The following is a 21267-nucleotide window of genomic DNA, read 5'->3' as shown; positions in this document are numbered from 1 at the left end:
TGTCGGCCGCGATTTGAAGCGATCATAATACTTGTTGACCGACCAGCAAGAACATTATTAAGTTCGGCCATGATTTCTCTGGCGCCTCAGCTCAAGACGAAGCCTGCATCGCGGCAGGACGAGCGGCGACGTGCGTCCGATGCGCGCATGTTGCGCGCGGCGATGTCGATCATTGCGCAGAAGGGCGCGGCGGGCGCGACGCTGGCCGAAATCGGTCTCGCCGCGGGTTTCAGCCGTGGGCTTCCGGCAGAGCGGTTCGGCACCAAGTTCGCCCTGCTGAATGCGCTGATGGATTTTATGGAAGGCTGGTTTGCGGAGCGCTTGAACAAGGCGCTCGGCGACAAAGCGGGACTTGACGCCCTGCGGGCGCGGCTCGATGCGCATGTGGACGGTGCCTGCGCGAGCCCGGTGGCGACTGCGGCGCTCTATTCGCTGTTCGTCGAATCGCTCTGCGCGATTCCGGAGTTGCAGCCACGCACGCGTGCTATCAGCGCCAGTTTTCATGACGGCTTTCGCAAGCATCTCGAGCAGGCGCGCCGCGGCGGTGAGCTCCGCGAGGGGGTCGACTGTGCAAAAATGGCCAATATTCTGGTTGGCATGTTGCGAGGCCTGATCATCCAGTCGCTGCTCGAAGGCGATACCGCGGCCCTGGCAACCAATCGGGCGCAAATTCATGCATTTATCGATGCAGGCTTGCGAAGGCACGGCAACGGGACGAGACGTGCTCCCGGTCCGAAACGAAGGAACGGCTGACGGCGCGTGCGCCGAAGAAGGAACGACCGCCTGAAGGCGGCGCAATGGGAGGCGCCCATGAGTGGCGAGGACGATCGGCTGTCCCCCGCGGACAGATACGTGCTGCGCAATCTCATTGATCGCCATGCGAGCGAGCGCGGCGACAAGACATTCATCGTGCTCTCGACGGGAGAGGAGTGGACGTACGCGCGGTTGCGGGCCAACGTGCGCAGGGTCGCGGCCAGTCTCCAGGCGCTCGGCGTCAAGCAGGACGATTTCGTACTGTCCTGGCTTCCGAATGGCCCGCACGCGATCGCCATCTGGTTCGCGCTGAACTACATCGGCGCGGTCTACGTGCCTGTGAATATTTCCTATCGCGGACGCCTGCTCGCCCATGTGATCCAGAATTCTGGCGCACGACTGATGATTGCCGATGCAAGGCTTGCCGAGCGGCTGGATGAAGTGGAGACAGCCGCGCTCGATACCCTGGTCGCCGTATCGGGCAGCCCCCCGCGAGGTCTGGCCGGCATTCGTGGCCTGACCGAAGACGCGCTTGCATCTGCGACGAACGAGCCAACTGATCCGCCGCGCGCGATCATGCCCTGGGATACGCATGCGGTCATATACACGTCCGGGACCACGGGCCCGTCGAAAGGCGTGTTGTCGTCCTACCGCCATCTCGCCGCGACGACGGAGGCGATCGATACCGTGACTTCGGAGGACCGTGCGCTGGTCAACCTGCCGCTGTTCCACGTTGGCGGCACGAGCGGTGTGTACCGCATGCTGGTGCGCGGCGGCTCCGTCGCGCTGGTCGAAGCGTTCGACACGCAGACATTCTGGGATACGGTCCGCAAAACCGGTGCCACAACCATGACATTGCTTGGTGCGATGATCCCGTTCCTGATGAAGGCGCCACCGACCTCCCGCGATCGCGACCATCCGTTTCGGCAGGCGATCATGGTACCGCTTGCCGATGACGCGGCAGAGTTCACCGCGCGTTTCGGTGTCGACATCTATACCGTCTTCAACATGACGGAGATTTCGTGTCCGATCGTGTCGGATCGGAATCCCGATGTGCTCAAGACCTGCGGACGGGTACGCGCCGGTTTCGAGGCGAGGGTCGTCGACGGGAACGATGTCGAAGTGCCGAATGGCACCGTCGGGGAATTGATGGTCAGGGCTGACGAGCCCTGGACGATGAACCACGGCTACAATGCCAATCCAGAAGCGACCTCGCGCGCGTGGCGCAATGGCTGGTTCCACACCGGCGACGCGTTTCGTCGGGATGATGCCGGCAACTTCTTCTTCGTCGACCGCATGAAGGACGCCATTCGGCGCCGCGGCGAGAACATCTCGTCTTTCGAAGTCGAGGCGGAAATCGGCGCGCATCCGAAGGTGCGCGAAAGCGCCGTCGTCGGCGTCCCCAGCGAGTTCGGTGAGGATGAGGTCATGGCAGTCGTCTCGCCCGTGCCGGGCGCCGATATCGACCCGATTGAAATCATTTCGTTCCTGACGCCGCGCCTGCCGCATTTCATGGTGCCTCGCTATATCCGCTTTCTCGCAGAGCTGCCGAAGACGCCGACGCAGAAAATCGAAAAGCATGTGCTGCGGTCAGAGGGCGTGACCGGCGATACGTGGGATCGCGAACAGGCGGGCATCCGTCTTAAGCGAGAGAAACTGTCCGCCGGCGATTTGAAGGTCACACAATGAAAGACGATGCCAAGCTCCGTCCCGATCTCAGGCTCGTTCTGGATGCCCGGGCCGAGCGTCTCGACGCCGCGCGTCCAAACGCTGTCGCACGTCAGGAAAAACGGGGGCGGTGGACGGCACGGCGCGCCGCTGAGGCTATCGCGGATGAACACAGCTTCGTCGAATATGGCGGCCTGGTACGTCCGGCGACGGAGGGCATGGCGGGTGCGGCCGATGGTCTTGTGATGGGAACGGCCAAGGTCGGCGGGCGGGCGGTCGATATGGTTCTCTATGATTATACGGTCTATGCCGGCACGCAAAGCGCGATGAACCACGCGAAGATCTCGCGCATGTTTTCGCATGCCGAGAAGCATCGGCTGCCCGTGATCTGCTGGCTGGACGGCGGCGGGGCGAGGCCGCACGACATGCATGTCACGGCGAGACCATCCACGCCGACATTCGTGGTGTTCGCCCGCCTGTCTGGTCTGGTACCGACCGTCGGCATCTCGCCGGGCCGTGCGTTCGCGGGCCATGCGAACCTGGCAGGCCTGTGCGACGTCCTGATCGCAACGAAGGACTCTGCCATGGGCATGGCCGGGCCGCCGCTGGTCGAGGCTGCGCTCGGCAAGAAATACACACCGGAGGAGATCGGGCCTGCGTCGGTGCATTGGGCGTCCGGCGTGATCGACATCCTCGTCGAAGACGAGGCCGAGGCGATCGCAGCAGCGAAGAGGTATCTCAGCTATTTCGACATGGAAAGGCCGGCCGGCGAAGCCCCGGATCAAGCATTGTTGCGCGACATCGTGCCCGAGAATCCTCGTCGGGCTTATAACGTCCGCACGGTGATCCAGACAATCTGCGACCGCGATAGCGTCATGGAAGTCAAGGCCGGTTACGGCAAGGCCGCGAGTACGGCTTTTGGCCGTATAGCAGGGCGCACGGTTGGAATCATAGCAAATCAACCGATGTACCTTGCCGGCGCCATGGATACGCCGGCCTGTTTGAAAATGGCTCGCTTCATTCAGATCTGCGACGCCTTCGACATTCCCTTGGTCGTCCTCTGCGATACGCCTGGCCTGATGGTCGGGCCGGAGGTGGAAAAGACCGGCTTGATGCGGCACAGCGCGCGTGTGCTGTCGGCGCTCGCCAACGCCACCATTCCGGTCCTGACCGTGGTGCTGCGCAAGGCCTATGGGCTTGGCTACTACATCATGGGCTCGCGCCCGCTTGAGCCGGCGATCCTTCTCGCCTGGCCGACCGCCGAGTTTGGCGGCATGGGGCTCGAGGGCGCGGTCAATATCATCTACGCAAAGGAGCTCGAGGCTGCGGCAACGCCGGAAGAGCGAGCAGAATTGCATGCGAGCCTGACGGCGGAACTCAAACGCGCGAATACGGCGGTCGAAAGCGGAGCCAAGTTCCTTTACGATGACGTGATCGATCCCGCCGATACTCGCGACATTCTGATCAAGACACTTGAAACGCTGCCGCAGCCCGCGCCGCGCACGACGCGCAAGCGGGTCATCGAACCGTTTTGAGGGACCACAAACCGAGTCAACGCTGGGGCGGGATGCCATGGCGTTGCTCAGCATGACGAGTCAAGAAAACTGAAAGGCAATCTCGAATGGCAAAGCTGGAAGCGAAATCCGAGGTGAGCGGCTTCATCTGGAAGATCGAGACCGCGCCCGGACAGCGGGTCGCAAAGGGAGACACGCTCCTCCTCATCGAATCCATGAAGATGGAAATTCCGGTTGTTGCGGAAGCCGACGGTGTTGTCGTTGCGATTGCCGTCGAAGAAGGTGGCGCCGTCGACGAGGGCAATACGGTTGCCGTCCTGGAGGTGTGAGCCGCTTCCGCTCATGCCCCTGGTGCTCGTTCGCGCAACGCACTGATCGACCTGGGATCGCGGCCGGAAGCGACGCTCGCGAGCGTAATATCTTCTAGCGATACGCCGGCGTGATTTGTCGGTGAGAAGTTGAATGTGCCGAGGAGGCCCTTGAATCCCTTCACATTGTCGAGCGCACGCTTGATGGTGTCGCTGTCAAAGCTCTTCTCCTGTTCTATGACTGCTTTGAGGAGATAAAGGAAGTCGTACTGCGGACAGCCCGCGATATAGGCTTCGATGCCTTTGGCGGCTGGAATTTTCAGAAAGTGGTTAGCCAGCGCCAGATGGCGATCGCTGACCGGCTGCTGATCTGTGTAGGTCCAGCCGCGATAGTAGACACCATAAACGTTCCTGAGCGTTTCAGGCGGGACGAGATCGAATAGCCCGTCGTTGAAAAGATTAACGTGGCCGACGACGTGGGGAAACCACTTGAGTTGGGCCATTGCATTGAAGGCCATCGCAATGTGCGTATTGCTCGCCATCCAGGCGATGATGCCGTCGCAGCCCGCTGCTTGAAGGTTCCGGATGTAGACCGAGAGATCGATCGCACTCATCGGGTAACTCTGCACGCCGGCCGGCTCCAGATTGGCCAGATCCTTTAGCGTCTGACGCGAGGCTCGGGCAGCATCTTCGCCGAAAGGCGTGCTTTCGTGGAGAATTCCGATCTTCTTCAGCTTGATCTGCTCGATCATGTATTTGGCGGCGACCATGCCTTCCTGCTCGGTCGTGTACACGCACATGTAGTGGTAGGGGTTCTTTTGTGCGTCCCCGAGCACGGATCCGTTTGCGACGCCGCACTGGATGATCCTGGCCGGCGTGGTGAATGCGAGCGAAGCGAGGACCTGAGACGAGCCAGTCGGTCCGACCAGAACGTTGATGCCGGAATCCTGCAGCTTCTTGACGACGCCCGGCTCCTTTGCAGGCGAGGCCTCATCGTCTTCTTCGTGAATGACCAGCTTTCGGCCGAGGATGCCGCCGGCGGCATTGATCTCGGCGAGTGCGATGTCTCCGCCCGCGTAAAGCGGGGCGAATGAGCTTGCGAGCTTACCGGTTGTCGGTCGGACCCAGCCAATCCGCAGTGTGCTTTCGTCGGCGCGTGCGTCGTTCAACAAACTGATAGCTGGAGCGCAAATGATGCTGGCGGCGGCACTCCGCATCAAGTTACGCCGGTTGATCGAGACTTTGGACGCCGGGCCAGAGCTGCTTTTCATGGACGTCTCCCTTGGGTGCTTGCCGCTTGTTCCGCGTGCTTCTCAAGGGTAACGTATCTTATGTTATGGTTTTGGCAAGCGGCCCCGCGTTGTGCGCTGCCGCAGCGTTCGGCCATCTCATTCCGTGTCGTTGTTGCCGGAACCGATCAGGATTTCGAGTGTCCGCTTGAATACGCTGCGACGGCTCTTTCCATCCGATGTCAAGAGAGGGGCGATATTGGCCGCCAACAAAATTCGGGCGCGGAGAGATGCCTCCGTGGACGCGAAGCCGATATCTTCGAAGGCCTTCGACAGAAATGCGAGCACGAGCCGTTCCGAACGTGCCACAGTGATTGCCGCACGCTCATCCATCGTCGCCCAAATCCGCATGGCCTTGTCGAGTTCGAACGTGTGGTCTTCCAGGCTCAGCTTGGCGAGCCCCTGCATGCGGCCCACTGGATCAGGATTGCTCTCAAGCGTTCGGTCGATCAGTCCCTGTACCCGGTCGGCGCTGAAGTATTCGGCGACTGCCCCGAGGTAATCCTCGAAATCCGCGAAATGATGATAAAAGCTGCCGGTGGAAACTCCGAGCCTCTTGGTCAACCCGGCGAGCTTGAGCCCGGCGATGCCGTCGGCTCGCAGGATGTCCTGGCCGGCGAGGATCCAATCTCTTCGGGTCAGTCGCCCCTCGCTTGCTCGAAGGGATGAAACCATCTTCGTCTTCGCGCCGCGGCGAAGCGTTGATGGTCTTTTCAGGGAATTCGGCCTGGGCATTCTCAAATCTACCTTGCGGTTTGGCCGACGCCTGTCATGAGCAGAGGAGCGGCCCCGCCTCGAGCTTAGCACTGAAGATGAATTCAATGCTAAGCCTGTCGATGACCTGTCCCAAGCTTTACCGGGCCGAAATGCCTGCGGACCCCTTATCCCTTGGCCATCGTGCACGAGCCTGACGCGATCGAGCGGATCCCGTCCTGAGGCGACACCGTTCCCGCGAGCTTCGAGCAATCCCAATCCGATGTCGATTCGCCGGGAGCCTTCACCTGGAACAGGTAGGTGTTGTTCATCATGCGTCCGTCAGCCCGTACCGTTCCCCGCCCGAACACGGGGTCGTCGAATGGTTCGGCCTTCATCTGAGCGACTACAGCCCGCCCGCTGCTCTGCGCTGCACCGACGCCGAGCGCAGCGACGGCCTTGAGATAGTGCAGGGTCGCGGAGTAGGCACCCGCAACGTTCTGGGCGGGATAGGTGCCATTGTTGACCGCAACCAGGCGGCGGGTGAAGGCGCGCGTGTTGTCGTTCATGTCCCAATAGAACGCGTTGGAATAATAGAGGCCCTGAGCCTGAGTTAACCCGATGGCCCGTACAGTCGGAACGTCCATCAACATGGCTGTAAGGACCGCGCCCTTGCTCTCGATATTGAATTCCTTTGCCTGCTTGACGGAGTTCTCGAGATCCTCACCCGCATTGGCGAAGCAGATGACATTGGCGCCGCTGGCCTGGGCCTGCAGAAGGTAGCTTGAGAAGTCTCCGGTCCCGGGAAAAGGGTGCCTGACCGTGCCAAGGACGCTCCCGCCGGCCTCCGTGATCGCGGCACTTGCGTCGCGCACCACGGATGCGCCCATCGCATAATCGGCTGCGATGAAGAACCAGCGGTCGAGTTTCTTCGCGAGCAGGGCCCGCGCGACCGTCGTGGCGAGGGAATAGCTATCATAAGTCCAGTGCACATGATTGGGACTGCAGGCTTTGCCCGTCAGGTCTTCGGTCGCAGTTCCCGTGAACAAGGCAACCTTGTCCTTTTGAGTGCAGAGGTTGACGAGGCCCAGGGCGAGCGCCGACATCGGCACGTCGATGATGCAATCGACGCCACCTTCCTCGAACCACTGCCGCGTGATCGAAATGCCGATGTCCGGTTTGAGCTGAAAGTCCGCCGAAACGACATCGACCTGGATCTCGGGGTGCAGCTGGTTGAAGTCTGCAATCGCTAGCTTTGTCGCGGCAATCGTGTTGATGCCCGAGAAGACCGAGTAGGGCCCCGTCATGTCGCCCAGCACGCCTATGCGGATGGGTTTGGCGGCGGCCTGCGCGACGCGGGCGATGAGTGGAGCCGCCAGAACGGTGCTTGCAGAGACCAGAAGTCTGCGGCGTGTCAGAGCGCGCATAGAAAGCCTCCCTGATGTCTCGATTGCATCGCAATCGCCGGCGCTTGGAGCGCCTGATGACATAAGGTAACCTATGTTATGGTCATGTGGCAATCGGGAACAGCCCGCTTTTCGCAAGGGCCGCGATTGATCTCTTCTGGGGCCATGACGAGCATTTGCTGCACGCGCGAAGTGCTTGCAGCGAGAATCCAGAATCTTGCCAGCAGCGGAAAGCGAACCAAGTGAGAGCTTGCCAAAGCCTGTACCATAACTTAAGTTATGGTCGGAGCTGGACCCTGAAGAGAGCTCACACATGGATCGGCTGATGGATCATCGTCCCTTGGTTGTTGGGCTGGGCGGCACCACGCGTCCCGGCTCGAGCAGCGAACGCGCGCTCCGAGGTTGCCTCGCCATCGCTGCGCGGCTCGGGGTGCAGACCGTCCTGTTCGGCGCGGATGCACTCGACCTTGCCCACTACGGCGGCGCAAATTGCATGAGCAATCCCAAGGCCGAGCAGCTTATCGCGGCTCTACGAAGGGCCGACGCGGTCGTGTTGTCTTCGCCGGCCTACCATGGAGCACTGTCCGGTCTGCTGAAAAACGCCCTCGATTACGCAGAAGAGCTGCGCAATGACGAGCGCCCCTATCTCGATGGGAGAGCGGTGGGTTGCATCGCCTGCGCATATGGGCCACAGGCCATTGGCACGACCCTGACCTCGATGCGCGCGATCGTGCATGCCCTGCGCGGCTGGCCAACTCCGCTCGGGGTCGGAATCAATGCATCTCAAGTGACATTTGACGAAAGTGGTGCCAGTTCGATCCCCGACGTCAATGATCAACTCGACGCCTTGGCTCGCCAGATCGTCGGCTTTGTCAGAATGCAACCGGTCCGAACGCTCCGTCCGTTGTGTGCGGCGGAGTGAAAACGAGACGCTGAAGAAATCGGAGCCCTTGCAGGGGCCGACGGGAGGAGGCGTGGTCGCGATGTTCGGGGAAGATTTGCCGCTCTTTCCAGCAGCCTCTCTGCTGAGTCTCGAGCATATGCTGCTTCGCGCGCGACAGCTGCGCGGGGACGGCATTGCCATCATCGACGATGAGCGTCGAGTGAGCTGGAACGAATTGATCGACCGGGTCGACCGATTGGCGGGTGGTATTGCTTCATTGGGTATGAAGCCCGGCGATCGTGTCGCCATCCTCGCCGAGAACAGCGCGCGATATATTGAAGTGTACCTGGCCGTGCCGTGGGGAGGCGGAATCGTAACGCCGCTGAACTATCGGTTGGCCGCCGGCGAGCTTGTTGCAATCATAGAGGATTGCGGTGCAGATATTCTCGTCGTGGATGCCGTCCACGCCGAACTCGGCGTGGAGCTTGCCGCGCGAACAGATTGCAAGTGTGTTGTCTACGCGTCGCCGGAGCCACCGGCACGATCCGAGTGGGTCGCCTACGAGGATCTCGTGAGGGGAGCGCAGCCTGCGCGCTGCACCGGAAGAAGCGGCGATGACGTAGCTGCCATTGTCTACACCAGCGGCAGCACGGGCCAGCCCAAGGGCGTGATGCACAGTCACGCCAACATCGTGGCGGCAGGTTTCGCGGTTGCGGCCGGTTACCAGCTGGATGAGGACTCGGTATCGCTGATCTCGGGTCCGCTGTTTCACGTTGGGGCGACCGGGCTCGCCATCCCGACGCTGATGGCTGCCGGTACACTTTCCATTCTGCCGCGCTTCGATGCCCGGCGCGCGCTGCAGCGTGTCGAGCAACATCGCGTGACCGTACTCAACGGCGTGCCGACCATGCTCCGCATGATGCTCGAACACCCGGAGTGTCGCGACCACGATCTTTCGAGCCTGCTCCGCGTTCCATTTGGCGGCGCGCCGATGCCGCCGTCGCTGCTGAAGGAACTGCTGACGGTCATGCCGCGGGCACGCTTTCTTCACAGTTTCGGTATGACCGAGACGGTCTCGAGTTGCACGATGCTTCCGGACGCCTGGCTTCGCGAGGACCGCCGCGCAGCAAACAAGTTCAACTCGATCGGGCGAGCCATGCTCGGAAGCGAGGTATCGATCAGGGACCCCGCGGACAAGGATGTCCCACCCGGGACAATCGGGGAAATCGTGGTCCGGGGGCCTTGTGTCATGCGCGGCTATTGGAACAAGCCCGACATTACCGCTCAGACACTTCGCGGAGGCTGGTTGCACACCGGAGATCTCGGCTATCTCGACGAGGGCGGCTTTCTGTTCATCGTCGATCGCTTGAAGGATATGATCATTACTGGGGGGGAGAACGTCTACTCGACCGAGGTCGAGGAGGTCGTCTACGCCTATCCTGGCGTATCCCAGTGCGCTGTCATTGGAATTCCTGACGAGCGATGGGGCGAGGCCGTGCACGCGATCGTCGTGCCCCGCGCCGGCGTGGAGCTGTCGGAAGCCGCGCTGATCGCGCACTGTCGCGAGAAGATTGCCCGCTACAAATGTCCACGGAGCATCGAGATACGGGCAGGGTCGCTGCCGCTCAGCGCGGCCAACAAGATCAACAAGCCGGCGCTCCGCGCGCCTTACTGGAAGGACCGGCACAATGTGCTGGTCTGACGGATCACGACAATATCGAAGGAGCTACCAATGCCGTTGAAGACGCCGCAACAATACATCGAGAGCCTTCGTGATGGCCGTGTGACCTACTGGGACGGCGAGCGCATCGACGACATCACGGTTCATCCGCGCTTTCAGGTACCGATCGCAATGACGGCGAAGGATTACGACTATGATGATCCGGACTATCGGAACATTCGCCGTTACCAGACCGAGGATGGCGGATCGGCGCATCGCATCTATCAGATCCCTCACAGCGAGAAGGACCTCGCCGACCGTGTCGAGATGATGGGCAACAGCGCTATCTCGACGTTGACGACCGGCGTGTTCATGGCGCTGATGAGCGTCAAGGACCAGGTGGGTGAAGTAAACCCGCAATATGCCGCGAATATCGAGCGCATGTACAAATATGCTCGCGACAACGATCTGCGGGCGGCGGAAGTCATCACCGATCCGAAGGGGGACCGCAAGCGCCGCGCGCATGAGCAGGACGATCCCGACCTCTATGTCCGAATTGTCGATCGCAACAAGGATGGGATCATCGTGCGTGGCGCCAAGCTGCACATCACCGCGGCGTCACTTATCCATGAACTCGTTGTCATGCCCACCAAGGGCATGCGGCAGGACGAGAAAGACTACGCCGTTTCGTTCTCGATTCCGGTCAATGCGAAGGGCGTCAAGATCATCAACCGCAGCTTCGCGCCGGCTGAGCTCAATCCATTCGACTATCCGGCAAGCGCCCATCATTCGATGCCGGAAGGCTTTGTGGTGTTTGACGACGTGTTCGTGCCATGGGACCGGGTCTTCCTCGCCGGTGAAGTGCCGCTTGCCTCCAAGCTCGCGCAGTCCCTTGGTCTCTGGGAGCGAACGGGTGGGGTGGTGGAGGCTGCACGCCTCAGTGAGTTGTTCGTCGGACTGGCTCAGCTCGTCACCGAAATGCAAGGCAAGGAAGGCGATCCGATGGCTCAGGCCTCGATCGCGGAGCTCATTACCTACGCCGAAATGATCCGGATGGGACTGGACTACGCATGCCGCCATTTCGAGACGACGGCTTCGGGAATGATCTTCCCGAACACGCTCGCGATCAATGCGGCAAAATACTATTACGCCGCCAATTATCATCAGACCGTGCGGTACTTGCACGATCTTGGTGGTGGCCTCGTGTTGACGCTCCCGCTTGAATCGGACCTTCGCAATGAAGAGTCCGGTCAGTATATCCGCAAGTATCTGTATACGAAGCGGACCGTGGACGTGGAGCAGCGGATGCGCGTCTACAATCTAATCCGGGATCTGACGGCAGATGCCTATGGCGGTTGGCAGTTCGTGGTCGCGCTGCAGGCCGGCGGCGGTCTTGTCGCTCAGCGCACGATGATGAATCGGACCTACGACATGAACCGGGCCAAGGCGCGGGCGCTGAAGGCGGCGGGCGCGCTTCCGAAAGCCAAGGCGATGGCCGCCGAATAGTTCCGCGGGCGGTGGTGGTCAGCCACGTGTTTCTCGAAGGTCGGATTTCGCGTCATGAGCACTGTCGTTGTTGATGGCCTCTCGGCATTTCGGCAGGAGGTGCGTGCCTTCCTGCGCGACCATCTGCCACCGGAGATGGCGCAGCGAAATCTGACGAAAGTACACCCGAGTCGACAGGATATCCTGAGTTGGACGGCCGTTCTGGCAAGCAAGGGATGGTCCGTCCCAAAATGGCCGGTCGCCCATGGCGGCACGGGCTGGTCGGCGCGGAAGCTCGCGGTCTATGAGGAGGAACTCGACCTCGCCGGCGCGCCCGGCACGAATATACAGGGTGTATCGCTGGTCGGACCCGTCATTTGCAGCTTCGGCAGCGACGCGCAGAGAGCGCGGTACTTGCCTCCGATCCGCAACGGCACGGAATATTGGAGCCAGGGGTTCTCAGAACCGAATTCCGGGTCCGATCTTGCCTCCCTGCGCACACGCGCGGTGCGAGATAACGATGGCTATGTCATCAGTGGGCAAAAGATCTGGACGTCGCAGTCGATGGATGCGGACATGTGTTTCGTGCTCGCGCGCACCGATCCGACCGTCAAACCGCAACGCGGGATCTCCTTCTTCCTGGTTTCGCTGCGGTCCCCCGGCGTGACAGTGCGGCCGATCCGATCGATCGATGAGGGCGAAAGCCTGTGTGAGGTATTCTTCGACAATGTTCGTGTGCCCGCTGACAGCATCGTGGGCGAGGAAGGCAAGGGATGGGACTATGCCAAGTTCCTTCTCGCCAACGAACGGACCACGACAGCGGAGGTACCTCGCAACAAGCGTCTGTTGGCGCGACTGAAACGCATTGCCACTGCCGAGCAACGGAATGGACAGACGTTGATCGATTGTCCCGTGTTTCGCTACTCGATTGCCGAACTTGAGATTGAATTGGCGTCCCTGGAAGCGGGAGTCTCCCGGGTTATCGACGGCAACGCTCACCCGTTGTTACCTTCCATCCTGAAGGTGCAAGGCTGCGAGTTGATGCAGGCGCTGCAGAAGGCGCAGATCGACGCGCTCGGTCCTCGCGGGATCGTCTACTTTCCGCAAGGACATGATGGGCCGGGTGGGGCGCAGCAGCCCCCAGTGCCAGATCACGCACGCGATGTCGTCGCGGACTTCCTGTTTCGTCGCGCGGCGACGATCTACGGCGGCTCGAATGAGATCCAGAAGAATATTGTTGCCAAAATGTTGCTCGGCGAGACCCCGCCAACCAATGGCGCTCCTCGCGACGAAGTCCATGCGATGCTCGAGGCAAGCGTCGCGCGCTTCGTCGAAAAGTCCTATTCTTTCGAGCAGCGCAAATCGATGCGGTTGGAAGGAGCCGCCGCTCTCCTGCGCAACTGGAAGGCATTTGCCGAGCTAGGCTGGCTGGGCGTAGCCTTACCGGAGGATTGCGGCGGTCTTGGCGGCGGTGCCCCGATGGCGGCTCTCGTTGCTGAGCAACTGGGCCGCGCCCTTGCGCTTGAGCCCTTTCTCTTCAGCGCATTTGCCATTTCATTGCTCTTCTCGGACGTCGCCGAGCAGGAGCGGCGAGATCAGCTGATATCGAGTGTGCTGGCCGGAGATACGCTATTCGCCCTCGCGCACTGGGAATCGATAGATACTGACGACCGCACAGAGCTCGTCTCATGTGCGCAGCGCCAGGACGATGGCTATTTGCTCAGCGGCAGAAAGGCGATGGTCTTTGGAGGGCAAGTCGCCAGTGCCTTCGTCCTTACTGCGCATCTGGACGGTGCCGTCGCGCTGTTCCTTGTCCCGCGAGATACGTCCGGGATGAATATCGCGTCTTATCGGCTCGTCGACGGCCAGCTTGTAGTCGATCTCGAATTTGACAACCTATCCCTTCCCGCTGATGCGCGCATTCCCATGGCGAGCGACCTGCAGTCCATGATCGATCTGGCTATCGATCAGCTAACCATTTGCGCCTGTGCAGATGCCCTTGGGGCTATGGAATCCGCATTCCGCCTGACGCGGGAATATCTTCTGATCCGGAAGCAGTTCGGTGCCACCCTGGCCTCCTTTCAGGCACTTCAGCATCGCCTTGCCGAAATGTTCGCTCAACTCGAGCAGGCCCGGGCAATCACGATGTCCGCATTATCCGCGCTGGACAGCGCCGAACCTGCGGCGCGACGCTTGCTCGTGCATACCACCAAGGCCGCAGTTAGCAAACGAGCCTTTTTTGTTGGCTCGCAGGCGATCCAGCTTCATGGCGGCGTCGGTATGACGGAGGAGTACGCTGTCGGACACTATTTCAAGCGACTACTGGTGTTTCAGTCGTTGTTTGGCGATGCGCGCTATCACACATCGCAATATTCGGCCGTCATGGCGAATTGCACAGGCTAGTACCTCTCAGTGGACGACATATAGCGCGATCATCCCGCTGTATGTCGTTGTCCTCAGGAGGCTGAATAACCGACCGCACTCCACCGTTCAACGAGTTGCAGTGTTTGGTTGTTGGCGAATAGAGTTGGGGAGCCTCCGACAGCATTGGGGAAGTATGACATTCATGCGGCCGTTCCGCAGCCCGAAGCGACGGCCCCTAACGTGCAAGAGCGACCCATGGCTTAGAACCCGAATGTGCAACGACGATAGAGTTGATCTCATTGAGCCTTAGGCCAGCGTCGAAATCGTACACGGTGGCACTGCCGAGCGGCCTGTACAAAGGATGTATTGGCGCGCGCCAAGCATGGAAGCACGGATCTAGGCGGAGCGGAAGCCGAAGGCCAACTGACACCGGACGTCAATCATCAAGTCTCGCACCGATCGACGAGTGGATGGTGAGCCGATAGGCCACAAGATGGGTGCCATCAAAGACTTCGAGCAAATTCAACTGTAAGCTAGTGCATGCTTGCGGTTGGATGAACGGAGCCGGGCCTTTCGTCCATGATCCGCTTGATAGCGTGAACGCAGCGACCGCATTGGGCGCTGCATCCGAGGCAGGCATACACCTCGCTCATGCGGGGCATCCGCTTCTCTTTTACGACCACTGACCGCACCTGATGGTCGCTGAACACATTGCAAGAACAGACGATCATCGCCTTCTCCTCACCAACACCATAGAGCGAATCCTGGCGGGGTCGTTCATGCAGCCTCCTGTTTAGCTTCGGTCTGCAGGTCGGCTTCGGTGAAGCCGTAGCCGCCCCGGCGCAACGCCGAATGCTCGCGCTTGGAGTGGATCAGCGGGTAGAACATCTGCGTCGTCCAGCGCTCCGGGCCAAACAGGATGTCGTCCTGCAGGCCGACCTTGGCCGGATATTTGCGTGTGATACGGGCGGTGCCGAACAGCACGTCCCAGAAGAACAGCAGGTTGCCGAAGTTGCCTTTGTAGTGGCCGATGCCATCTTCGTTGGTGAGCGCGTGGTGCGCCTGGTGCGTGGCCGGCGTGGAGATGGTGCGCTCCAGCACCCACATCAGGGGACGCAGCGCGCGGATGCGGTACAGCGGCGCGTCCCACGCCCATGCGCAGTGCGCACCCAAAATGACCGCCAGCTTGATCACCAGGTACGCCGCGTAGACCGAGCCGAAACCAAGTACACTGCCACGCCGCCGATCCACAGGCCCGGCATCATCAGGTAGTAGAAGAAGTTGTTGCGGTAGGTAATGCGCACGCTCATGTAGGCCGCGCTGTGGTGCGCGCGGTGCAGCGGCCACAGCAGCGGCGTGTGCGAGGCGCGGTGCCAGAGGTACTGCGTGAGGTCGTCGCCGATCAGCAGCAGGCCGGCCATGGCCCACCACGGCAGGTTCGCCCAGGCGTTGTGCTGTGCGGGCATGAGCCAGTTGCACAGCGCGTTGCTGCCCAGCAGTGCGATCGGCTGGGTGATGGCGATCAGGCTGACGAACATCAGCACCTCCAGCCAGGTGTCGTTGGCTGTCGCGCTGCCGTGCACGGTTGCCTGGTACCGCCGGGTGATGAACTCCATGACGCCCCACATGAGCTCGCAACTGCAATACCTCCTGATCGGCGCCTGCATTCTGGGCTTTACCCGTCTCCTACTGCTCTCATGTTTGGTGCCAGAGTAATGCGTCCAATGCATAATATTCATCGTCTTGATGCATAAAGAGCAATGCCATGAACCTGCGCCGCCTGAACCACGTCGTCGCCCTTGCCGACACGTTGCACTTCGCTCGCGCCGCGGAAGCTGCTCATCTGAGCCAGCCGGCCTTTAGCCGCAGCATCCAGGCCATCGAAAGCGACCTGGGTATCCGCCTGTTCGACCGTGACGTTGGTGATGTCCGCCCGACCCGCGCCGGGGAGTTCGTCATCGAGCGGGCGCGCAAGCTGCTGTTCGAGGCACGTTGCCTACAGCGCGACGTGGATCTTTACCGCGACAGCCAGCTCGGCGACGCGGCCTTCGGTGTTGGGCCGCTGTTGACGGCCACGCTGATGCCACGCGCACTTGTGGCGCTGCGCCGCGAGCACCCGCAAGTGGCGCTGCGTATGGAGGTCGGCAGCTGGGTGCAGTTGCTTGAGAGTCTGCGTAGCGAGAACATCGAGTTCTTCGCCGCCGATGTGAGCGACATGCCTAGGGATGGCGCGCTGGACATCCAGCTGATCGGGGGGCAGCCGGCCAACCTGTATGTGCGGGCGGGCCATTCGCTGGCCGGGCGCGAGCACACTCTGCAAGATGTCTGGGCGTACGGTCTTGCGGTACCTACGCTGCTCAGCCGATCAACGGTTGAACTGGCCGCCCTGCTGGGCCTGCCTGAGGGGCAAGAGGCCACCATTGCGTTGGAGTGCGACAACTACGCCATGCTCAAGACAGTCGCGCTCACCACGGATACAGTTCTGGGTGCGACGGACGCGGCGGTACGGGAGGAGCTGAAATCCGGCGCGCTCGTCCGGCTTGTCGTGCAGGGCTGGCTGTCGCCACCGTCGAGCACGGGCATCGTGCGTTTGCGAGGGAGAACCTTGTCACCGGCAGCCAACGCAGCCATCGCGGCGATTGTGCGGGCCGCGGGCGAGATCAACGTGTAGGTCTTCCAGCTCTCAAGGCGAGCGACCGGCGGCCGTGCGGCATTATCGGGGTCGCCTCAGGACATCCGAATGCGTCAAGCTGTGGGAGGAGATGACGCCAATGCGGCGTTTTGCCGATCCTTCCAAGGTCGCCTACAGGATGCTTTTTCTGGGCCAACGGCGCGGCAAATTATGTGACGTGATGCATTTTCCTCGTCAACGGTGGACACACCTGCTGCTAGCGGAGCTATCAGACCATCCAGACTGCCGAGCCATTTTCCCGATGGCGGCGCCTGCGCGTCCCACTGCATAGTTTTTCTGCAGGTCGATACGATTCGCGGCATCTTTCGCTGCAATAACGCACTTGACTTCGTAACTGATCTCAACGACCGTATTGTCAAGCGTTGGGCAGTTCGGCCTGTTGACGCAGCGAGTTTCAACCATTTCCAACATCACGCTTATGAGCGTGTTCGGTTGGCGGCGAAGGCGCCCTCGGCTTCACGGCCGGCGGGCGCTTTTTTGTTTTGGATCGAGCAATGAAGCGGAAGCATTATCGGATCGGTGTGATGTTCTCGACGACGGGCTCTTACAGCGTCGTCGCGCGTTCGATCCTCAACGGTGCATTGCTGGCGCTCCAGGAGGTCAATCAGAGCCGCGACGACGTCGTGCTGGAACCGGTCGTGGTCAATCCATGCGGCGACCTCGCGCGCTATCGTTCGCTGAGCCTCGAACTTCTTGGTTCCGGAATCCGCCACGTGGTTGGCTGCTACACCTCGTCGAGCCGCAAGGAAGTGATCCCGTGCTTCGAGAAGTTCGACGGGCTGTTGTGGTATCCCTCTCACTACGAGGGATTCGAGAGTTCCGATAACGTCATCTACACGGGCGCCGCACCCAATCAGCATGTGCTGCCGCTCGTTGACTATCTGGCGTCTCGGGTCGGCTCGCGCGCCTTCTGCATCGGTTCGAACTACATCTGGGCCTGGGAGAATAACCGCATCTTTCGCGAGGCGTTGATCGCGCGGGGCGGTTGCGTGCTTGCCGAGCGCTATCTTTCGGTCGGCGACACCGAAGTCGACCAGGTAATCAATGCGATCATCGATCAGCGCCCCGACTTCGTCTTCAACAATCTCATCGGGACCAGCGCGTATGCGTTCTTCCGCGCGTTTCGTGTCGCCTGCCGAGCGCGAGGCATCGATCAGGCCGCTGAAATTCCAATTGCTAGCTGCACGCTGTCGGAGCCGGAGTTGTCGGAGATCGGACCGGACGCCGTCGACGGACATCTGTCGTCGAGCGTCTACTTCTCGTCACTGAATTCGCCGGAGAACGCCGCCTTTATCGCCGCCTATGCGCGATCCTTTCCGGGCGGGCCGGTCTCGTCGGCCGACGCCGAAGCGTCATACATCGCGGTCAAGCTGCTCGCAGCCGCATTGTCGCAGGCAGGTACCGACGATGCCCGGACCGTGCGCGCCGCAGTGGCCGATCAGCGATTGCGTGCTCCGCAAGGCGAAGTCCGGATTGACCGGCAGACTCTCCACGCCTGGCTGACGCCGCGGATCGGCCGATCCGCCGCCAACGGACAGTTCGAGGTGCTGCTGGAATCCCGCGAGCCGATCGCGCCCGATCCCTATCTGGTCCAATCGTCGCCGCGCTTTGCCAGCGCAATGCGCTCTCCGCTGTTGAAAGTGGTGCAATCATGAGCTCTCGACTGCTACAAAACTTCAAGGGCGGCCGTGCCATTGTCATCACGCGGCGAGGCGGCTGGGAAAGTACACTCGAAACGACGCTCGCCAAGCTCGGTGTCTCCACCGAATATCCCGAGATCGTCGACGGCCGCGCACAGATCGACGTTGCGAGCCTGCAGGCCGACCGCGACATCCTTTTCGTCGATGGCGATCTCGAAGGTGCGATCGCGATCGAGGTGAATCCTGCCTCACGCCTACCGCCGGTGCCCGTTATCGGGCTGGTCGGTGTCGAGGCGCCAAGCAGGCTGAAGGCTCTCGTCAACCTCGGAGCGACCTCGTTCCTGCGCAAGCCGGTTCATGGCGGCGCGGTCTACACATCCCTGTTCATGGGCATCAACCAGTTTCTGTTGCGCGCCGACATGAGCGAGCGCCTGCAGGACCTCGAGGAGCGCCGCCGCGGCCGCCGCGCGGTGATCCGGGCCGTGATTCTGCTGATGCAGCAGGACGGTCTCGACGAGGAGGGGGCCTATTCCCGGCTCCGTCGCGAAAGCATGCGCGCGCGGCAGAACATGGAACTTTACTGCGAGGAGTTTCTGAACCAGCGGGCGAAGCCGCCCGATACGACCGGCCGCACGACCGGCATCTCGCTGCAAGGCGGCAACAAGCAGGCCATCTAGGAGAAGCAAAATGAGCAAGTCTGTATTGCGGGGGCTGCGCGCCGCAGCCCTCACGGGGACGCTTGTCTTCGGATCAAACCTTGGATCAAATTTGGCGCTTGCGGCAGAAAACCCAATCAAGCTCGGCGTACTGGAGGATCAGTCCGGCGACTTCGCCGCGGCGACGATCGGCAAGGTCCACGCCATCCAGCTCGCTACCGACGAGATCAATAAGGCCGGCGGCATCATGGGGCGACCGCTCGAACTCGTCACCTACGACACCCAGTCCGACAATACCCGCTACCAGGAATTCATGCGGCGCGTGCTCCAGCGGGACAAGGTTGACGTGGTGTTCGCGGGCTTCTCGTCGGCCTCGCGCGAGGCCTATCGCCCGATCGTCGACCAGTTCAACGGCTTCGCCTTCTACAACAACCAGTATGAAGGCGGTGTTTGCGATGGCCACATGATTGTCACCGGCGCGGTGCCCGAACAGCAGTTCTCGACGCTCATTCCCTACATGATGCAGACCTACGGCAAGAAGGTCTACACGCTGGCCGCAGACTACAATTTCGGCCAGATCTCGGCGGAGTGGGTGCGCAAGATCGTCAAGGAGAATGGCGGCGAGATGGCCGGCGAGGAGTTCATTCCGCTCGGCGTATCGCAGTTCTCGCAGAGTATCCAGAACATCCAGAAGGCCAAGCCGGACTTCGTGGTCACATTGCTCGTCGGCACCGCGCAGGCCTCCTATTACGAGCAGGCGGCTTCTGCCAACGTCAACCTGCCGATGGCCTCCTCGGTCAACGTCGGCCAAGGCTACGAGCACAAGCGCTTCAAGCCGCCGAGCCTGAAGGACATGTACGTCACCACTAACTACATCGAAGAGATCGACTCGCCCAAAAGCAAGGAGTTCTACGCCAAGTTCAAGGCCAAGTTCCCCAGCGAGCCATATGTGAACCAGGAGGCGGAAAACTCCTATCTCGCCGTATATCTCTACAAGCAGATGGTCGAGCGCGCGAAATCGACCAAGCGCGACGACATCCGCAAGATCATCGCGATGGGCGATGTCTGCATGGATGCGCCGGAAGGAAAGGTCTGCATCGACCCGAAGAGCCAGCACATGTCGCACACGATCTATCTCGCCAAGGTCGGAGCCGATCACTCGATTTCCTTCCCGAAAGTCTGGGAAGACATCAAGCCGTACTGGCTGGGTGATGCCGGTTGCGACCTCACCAAGAAAGATCCGATGGTCCAGTACACACCATCCAATCCCCCGCCGAAACCCTGACCGGCGGCTGATCGTCCCGGCGTCTTTGGCGCGCCGGGACGATCACGGACATCTGCGGCGGTAACGTCGCGCTTTTCTCCATCTCGGTTGATTCATGGACATCGCGACCCACCTGTTTTCGGCGCTCTATCAGTTCGGTGACGCCTTCGCGTTCCTCGTGCTTTCGGCCTGCGGGCTCGCGGTCATCTTCGGTATGATGGGCGTGATCAACCTTGCGCATGGCGAATTCATCATGTGCGGCGCCTATGTCACCGCGGCGACGGTGCATGCCGGCCTGCCGTTGCCGCTCGGGATACTGGCGGGCACCGTCGTGTCGGCTCTTGTCGGTGTGGTGGTAGAGCTTGTGGTGATCCGCCATCTCTACGACCGGCCGCTCGATACCATCGTCGCCACCTGGGGTCTCAGTCTGATCGCCACGCAGGGCACGCTGATCTTGGTCGGCTCGACCATGGCGGGGGTTGGGACGCCGTTCGGCAGTGTCCAGGTTGGTGCCTATTCGTATTCGATCTACCGCATCGTGCTGTTTTGTGCCGCTCTTGGCGTGCTTGCCGCGCTCTATGCGCTGTTCAACTGGACCCGGTTCGGCGTTCTTGCGCGCGCCACCATCCAGGTGCCGCATATGGCGGCCGCGCTCGGCGTCGATACGCGCTTGATCTACAGCCTCACCTTCGCCTGCGGGGCGGGGCTCGCAGGCCTTGCCGGCGGTCTCTACGCGCCGACCATGACACTGGTGCCGACCATGGGCGCGACCTTCATCATGGAGGCCTTTGTCACCGTAGTGATCGGCGGGGCCGATGTCTTCCTCGGCACGGCACCGGCCGGCGGTGTGCTCGCGGTGGTGAAATCGGTGATGACGTCGTGGCAGGGGCAGTTGTTCGGCCAGATCGGCCTGCTGGTCGCTGTCATCATCGTCGTCCGGGTCTTGCCGAAGGGCATTTCCGGATTCGTGCTACGTGAGCGGACCTGACGGA

Annotated in this window: 19 protein-coding genes; 13 read left to right on the top strand and 6 right to left on the bottom strand. The window is 61.2% G+C overall.

Going from position 1 to position 21267, the window contains the following annotated elements; translation table 11 throughout:
• The first annotated feature begins 69 nt into the window (after nucleotides 1-69).
• The 4 genes from JQ586_RS12985 to JQ586_RS12970 all read left to right on the top strand — a co-directional run bounded on the left by JQ586_RS12985 (nucleotide 70) and on the right by JQ586_RS12970 (nucleotide 4264).
• Entirely contained in the window at nucleotides 70-753 is a 684-nt protein-coding gene (locus tag JQ586_RS12985) for a TetR/AcrR family transcriptional regulator (RefSeq protein ID WP_212394948.1), read from the top strand.
• A 57-nt stretch (nucleotides 754-810) separates the two neighbouring features.
• Nucleotides 811-2442, top strand: coding sequence for an AMP-binding protein (locus JQ586_RS12980; protein ID WP_212394947.1), 1632 nt, complete (start codon nucleotides 811-813; stop codon nucleotides 2440-2442).
• On the top strand, nucleotides 2439-3956 hold the full coding sequence (locus tag JQ586_RS12975; protein ID WP_212394946.1) for an acyl-CoA carboxylase subunit beta: 1518 nt from the start codon (nucleotides 2439-2441) through the stop codon (nucleotides 3954-3956). The genes JQ586_RS12980 and JQ586_RS12975 overlap by 4 nt, the downstream gene beginning before the upstream one ends.
• 86 nt (nucleotides 3957-4042) lie before the next feature.
• On the top strand, nucleotides 4043-4264 hold the full coding sequence (locus tag JQ586_RS12970; RefSeq protein WP_212394945.1) for a biotin/lipoyl-binding carrier protein: 222 nt from the start codon (nucleotides 4043-4045) through the stop codon (nucleotides 4262-4264).
• Nucleotides 4265-4275: 11 nt separating this feature from the next.
• On the opposite strand, the gene JQ586_RS12965 is transcribed toward JQ586_RS12970, so the two are convergent.
• From JQ586_RS12965 to JQ586_RS12955, 3 genes are all read right to left on the bottom strand, one after another.
• Nucleotides 4276-5514, bottom strand: coding sequence for an ABC transporter substrate-binding protein (locus JQ586_RS12965; protein WP_212394944.1), 1239 nt, complete (start codon nucleotides 5512-5514; stop codon nucleotides 4276-4278).
• Nucleotides 5515-5631: 117 nt separating this feature from the next.
• Nucleotides 5632-6207 carry a TetR/AcrR family transcriptional regulator gene (locus JQ586_RS12960; protein ID WP_212394943.1) on the bottom strand — a complete coding sequence of 192 codons (576 nt, stop codon included), beginning with the start codon at nucleotides 6205-6207 and terminating at the stop codon, nucleotides 5632-5634.
• Nucleotides 6208-6413: 206 nt separating this feature from the next.
• Nucleotides 6414-7652 carry an ABC transporter substrate-binding protein gene (locus tag JQ586_RS12955; protein ID WP_212394942.1) on the bottom strand — a complete coding sequence of 413 codons (1239 nt, stop codon included), beginning with the start codon at nucleotides 7650-7652 and terminating at the stop codon, nucleotides 6414-6416.
• 292 nt (nucleotides 7653-7944) lie between these two features.
• On the opposite strand from JQ586_RS12955, the gene JQ586_RS12950 reads away from it, so the two are divergent.
• From JQ586_RS12950 to JQ586_RS12935, 4 genes are all read left to right on the top strand, one after another.
• Nucleotides 7945-8553: an NADPH-dependent FMN reductase gene (locus JQ586_RS12950; RefSeq protein ID WP_249147513.1), complete on the top strand. Its 609-nt coding sequence runs from the start codon at nucleotides 7945-7947 to the stop codon at nucleotides 8551-8553.
• A 61-nt stretch (nucleotides 8554-8614) separates the two neighbouring features.
• Nucleotides 8615-10216: a class I adenylate-forming enzyme family protein gene (locus JQ586_RS12945; protein WP_249147533.1), complete on the top strand. Its 1602-nt coding sequence runs from the start codon at nucleotides 8615-8617 to the stop codon at nucleotides 10214-10216.
• Nucleotides 10217-10246: 30 nt separating this feature from the next.
• Nucleotides 10247-11680 carry a 4-hydroxyphenylacetate 3-hydroxylase N-terminal domain-containing protein gene (locus JQ586_RS12940; protein WP_212394940.1) on the top strand — a complete coding sequence of 478 codons (1434 nt, stop codon included), beginning with the start codon at nucleotides 10247-10249 and terminating at the stop codon, nucleotides 11678-11680.
• Between the two features lie 54 nt (nucleotides 11681-11734).
• Nucleotides 11735-14062, top strand: coding sequence for an acyl-CoA dehydrogenase family protein (locus JQ586_RS12935; protein ID WP_212394939.1), 2328 nt, complete (start codon nucleotides 11735-11737; stop codon nucleotides 14060-14062).
• Nucleotides 14063-14556: 494 nt separating this feature from the next.
• On the opposite strand, the gene JQ586_RS12930 is transcribed toward JQ586_RS12935, so the two are convergent.
• The 3 genes from JQ586_RS12930 to JQ586_RS41110 are packed head-to-tail and all read right to left on the bottom strand — an operon-like array spanning nucleotide 14557 to nucleotide 15639.
• Nucleotides 14557-14754, bottom strand: coding sequence for a bacterioferritin-associated ferredoxin (locus tag JQ586_RS12930; RefSeq protein WP_212394938.1), 198 nt, complete (start codon nucleotides 14752-14754; stop codon nucleotides 14557-14559).
• A 46-nt stretch (nucleotides 14755-14800) separates the two neighbouring features.
• Complete coding sequence (locus JQ586_RS41115; RefSeq protein ID WP_212394937.1) at nucleotides 14801-15217, bottom strand: sterol desaturase family protein; 417 nt, start codon at nucleotides 15215-15217, stop codon at nucleotides 14801-14803.
• The gene (locus JQ586_RS41110; protein WP_212394936.1) at nucleotides 15214-15639 is read right to left on the bottom strand and encodes a sterol desaturase family protein; all 426 of its coding nucleotides are present in this window, start codon (nucleotides 15637-15639) and stop codon (nucleotides 15214-15216) included. The genes JQ586_RS41115 and JQ586_RS41110 overlap by 4 nt, the downstream gene beginning before the upstream one ends.
• Before the next feature lie 149 nt (nucleotides 15640-15788).
• Between JQ586_RS41110 and JQ586_RS12915 the strand changes: the two genes are divergently transcribed.
• From JQ586_RS12915 to JQ586_RS12895, 5 genes are all read left to right on the top strand, one after another.
• Complete coding sequence (locus JQ586_RS12915) at nucleotides 15789-16694, top strand: LysR family transcriptional regulator (RefSeq protein ID WP_212394935.1); 906 nt, start codon at nucleotides 15789-15791, stop codon at nucleotides 16692-16694.
• 515 nt (nucleotides 16695-17209) lie between these two features.
• Nucleotides 17210-18370 carry a transporter substrate-binding domain-containing protein gene (locus JQ586_RS12910; RefSeq protein ID WP_212394934.1) on the top strand — a complete coding sequence of 387 codons (1161 nt, stop codon included), beginning with the start codon at nucleotides 17210-17212 and terminating at the stop codon, nucleotides 18368-18370.
• A complete protein-coding gene (locus JQ586_RS12905) occupies nucleotides 18367-19032 on the top strand; it encodes an ANTAR domain-containing response regulator (RefSeq protein WP_212394933.1) in 666 nt (221 codons plus the stop codon). Before JQ586_RS12910 ends, JQ586_RS12905 begins: the two co-directional genes overlap by 4 nt.
• 10 nt (nucleotides 19033-19042) lie before the next feature.
• Nucleotides 19043-20296 carry an urea ABC transporter substrate-binding protein gene (locus JQ586_RS12900; RefSeq protein ID WP_212394932.1) on the top strand — a complete coding sequence of 418 codons (1254 nt, stop codon included), beginning with the start codon at nucleotides 19043-19045 and terminating at the stop codon, nucleotides 20294-20296.
• A 94-nt stretch (nucleotides 20297-20390) separates the two neighbouring features.
• Nucleotides 20391-21263: an ABC transporter permease subunit gene (locus tag JQ586_RS12895; RefSeq protein WP_212394931.1), complete on the top strand. Its 873-nt coding sequence runs from the start codon at nucleotides 20391-20393 to the stop codon at nucleotides 21261-21263.
• Nucleotides 21264-21267 lie beyond the last annotated feature (4 nt).

It is taken from the genome of Bradyrhizobium jicamae, assembly GCF_018130215.1.
Classification (GTDB): Bacteria; Pseudomonadota; Alphaproteobacteria; order Rhizobiales; family Xanthobacteraceae; genus Bradyrhizobium; species Bradyrhizobium jicamae_A.
The sequence above is the reverse complement of the archived record's forward strand: the minus strand, read 5'-3'. Positions and strand labels throughout refer to the sequence as shown.

What these genes read in the sequence shown, in the direction of transcription:
- JQ586_RS12970 (WP_212394945.1), top strand. Translation starts at nt 4,043, where the DNA reads ATGGCAAAGCTGGAAGCGAAATCCGAGGTGAGCGGCTTCATCTGGAAG.
- JQ586_RS12975 (WP_212394946.1), top strand. Translation starts at nt 2,439, where the DNA reads ATGAAAGACGATGCCAAGCTCCGTCCCGATCTCAGGCTCGTTCTGGAT.
- JQ586_RS12910 (WP_212394934.1), top strand. Translation starts at nt 17,210, where the DNA reads ATGAAGCGGAAGCATTATCGGATCGGTGTGATGTTCTCGACGACGGGC.
- JQ586_RS12905 (WP_212394933.1), top strand. Translation starts at nt 18,367, where the DNA reads ATGAGCTCTCGACTGCTACAAAACTTCAAGGGCGGCCGTGCCATTGTC.
- JQ586_RS12935 (WP_212394939.1), top strand. Translation starts at nt 11,735, where the DNA reads ATGAGCACTGTCGTTGTTGATGGCCTCTCGGCATTTCGGCAGGAGGTG.
- JQ586_RS12985 (WP_212394948.1), top strand. Translation starts at nt 70, where the DNA reads ATGATTTCTCTGGCGCCTCAGCTCAAGACGAAGCCTGCATCGCGGCAG.
- JQ586_RS12955 (WP_212394942.1), bottom strand. Translation starts at nt 7,652, where the DNA reads ATGCGCGCTCTGACACGCCGCAGACTTCTGGTCTCTGCAAGCACCGTT.
- JQ586_RS12900 (WP_212394932.1), top strand. Translation starts at nt 19,043, where the DNA reads ATGAGCAAGTCTGTATTGCGGGGGCTGCGCGCCGCAGCCCTCACGGGG.
- JQ586_RS12945 (WP_249147533.1), top strand. Translation starts at nt 8,615, where the DNA reads ATGTTCGGGGAAGATTTGCCGCTCTTTCCAGCAGCCTCTCTGCTGAGT.
- JQ586_RS12930 (WP_212394938.1), bottom strand. Translation starts at nt 14,754, where the DNA reads ATGATCGTCTGTTCTTGCAATGTGTTCAGCGACCATCAGGTGCGGTCA.
- JQ586_RS12915 (WP_212394935.1), top strand. Translation starts at nt 15,789, where the DNA reads ATGAACCTGCGCCGCCTGAACCACGTCGTCGCCCTTGCCGACACGTTG.
- JQ586_RS12940 (WP_212394940.1), top strand. Translation starts at nt 10,247, where the DNA reads ATGCCGTTGAAGACGCCGCAACAATACATCGAGAGCCTTCGTGATGGC.
- JQ586_RS12960 (WP_212394943.1), bottom strand. Translation starts at nt 6,207, where the DNA reads ATGGTTTCATCCCTTCGAGCAAGCGAGGGGCGACTGACCCGAAGAGAT.
- JQ586_RS12895 (WP_212394931.1), top strand. Translation starts at nt 20,391, where the DNA reads ATGGACATCGCGACCCACCTGTTTTCGGCGCTCTATCAGTTCGGTGAC.
- JQ586_RS12980 (WP_212394947.1), top strand. Translation starts at nt 811, where the DNA reads ATGAGTGGCGAGGACGATCGGCTGTCCCCCGCGGACAGATACGTGCTG.
- JQ586_RS12965 (WP_212394944.1), bottom strand. Translation starts at nt 5,514, where the DNA reads ATGAAAAGCAGCTCTGGCCCGGCGTCCAAAGTCTCGATCAACCGGCGT.
- JQ586_RS12950 (WP_249147513.1), top strand. Translation starts at nt 7,945, where the DNA reads ATGGATCGGCTGATGGATCATCGTCCCTTGGTTGTTGGGCTGGGCGGC.
- JQ586_RS41110 (WP_212394936.1), bottom strand. Translation starts at nt 15,639, where the DNA reads ATGGAGTTCATCACCCGGCGGTACCAGGCAACCGTGCACGGCAGCGCG.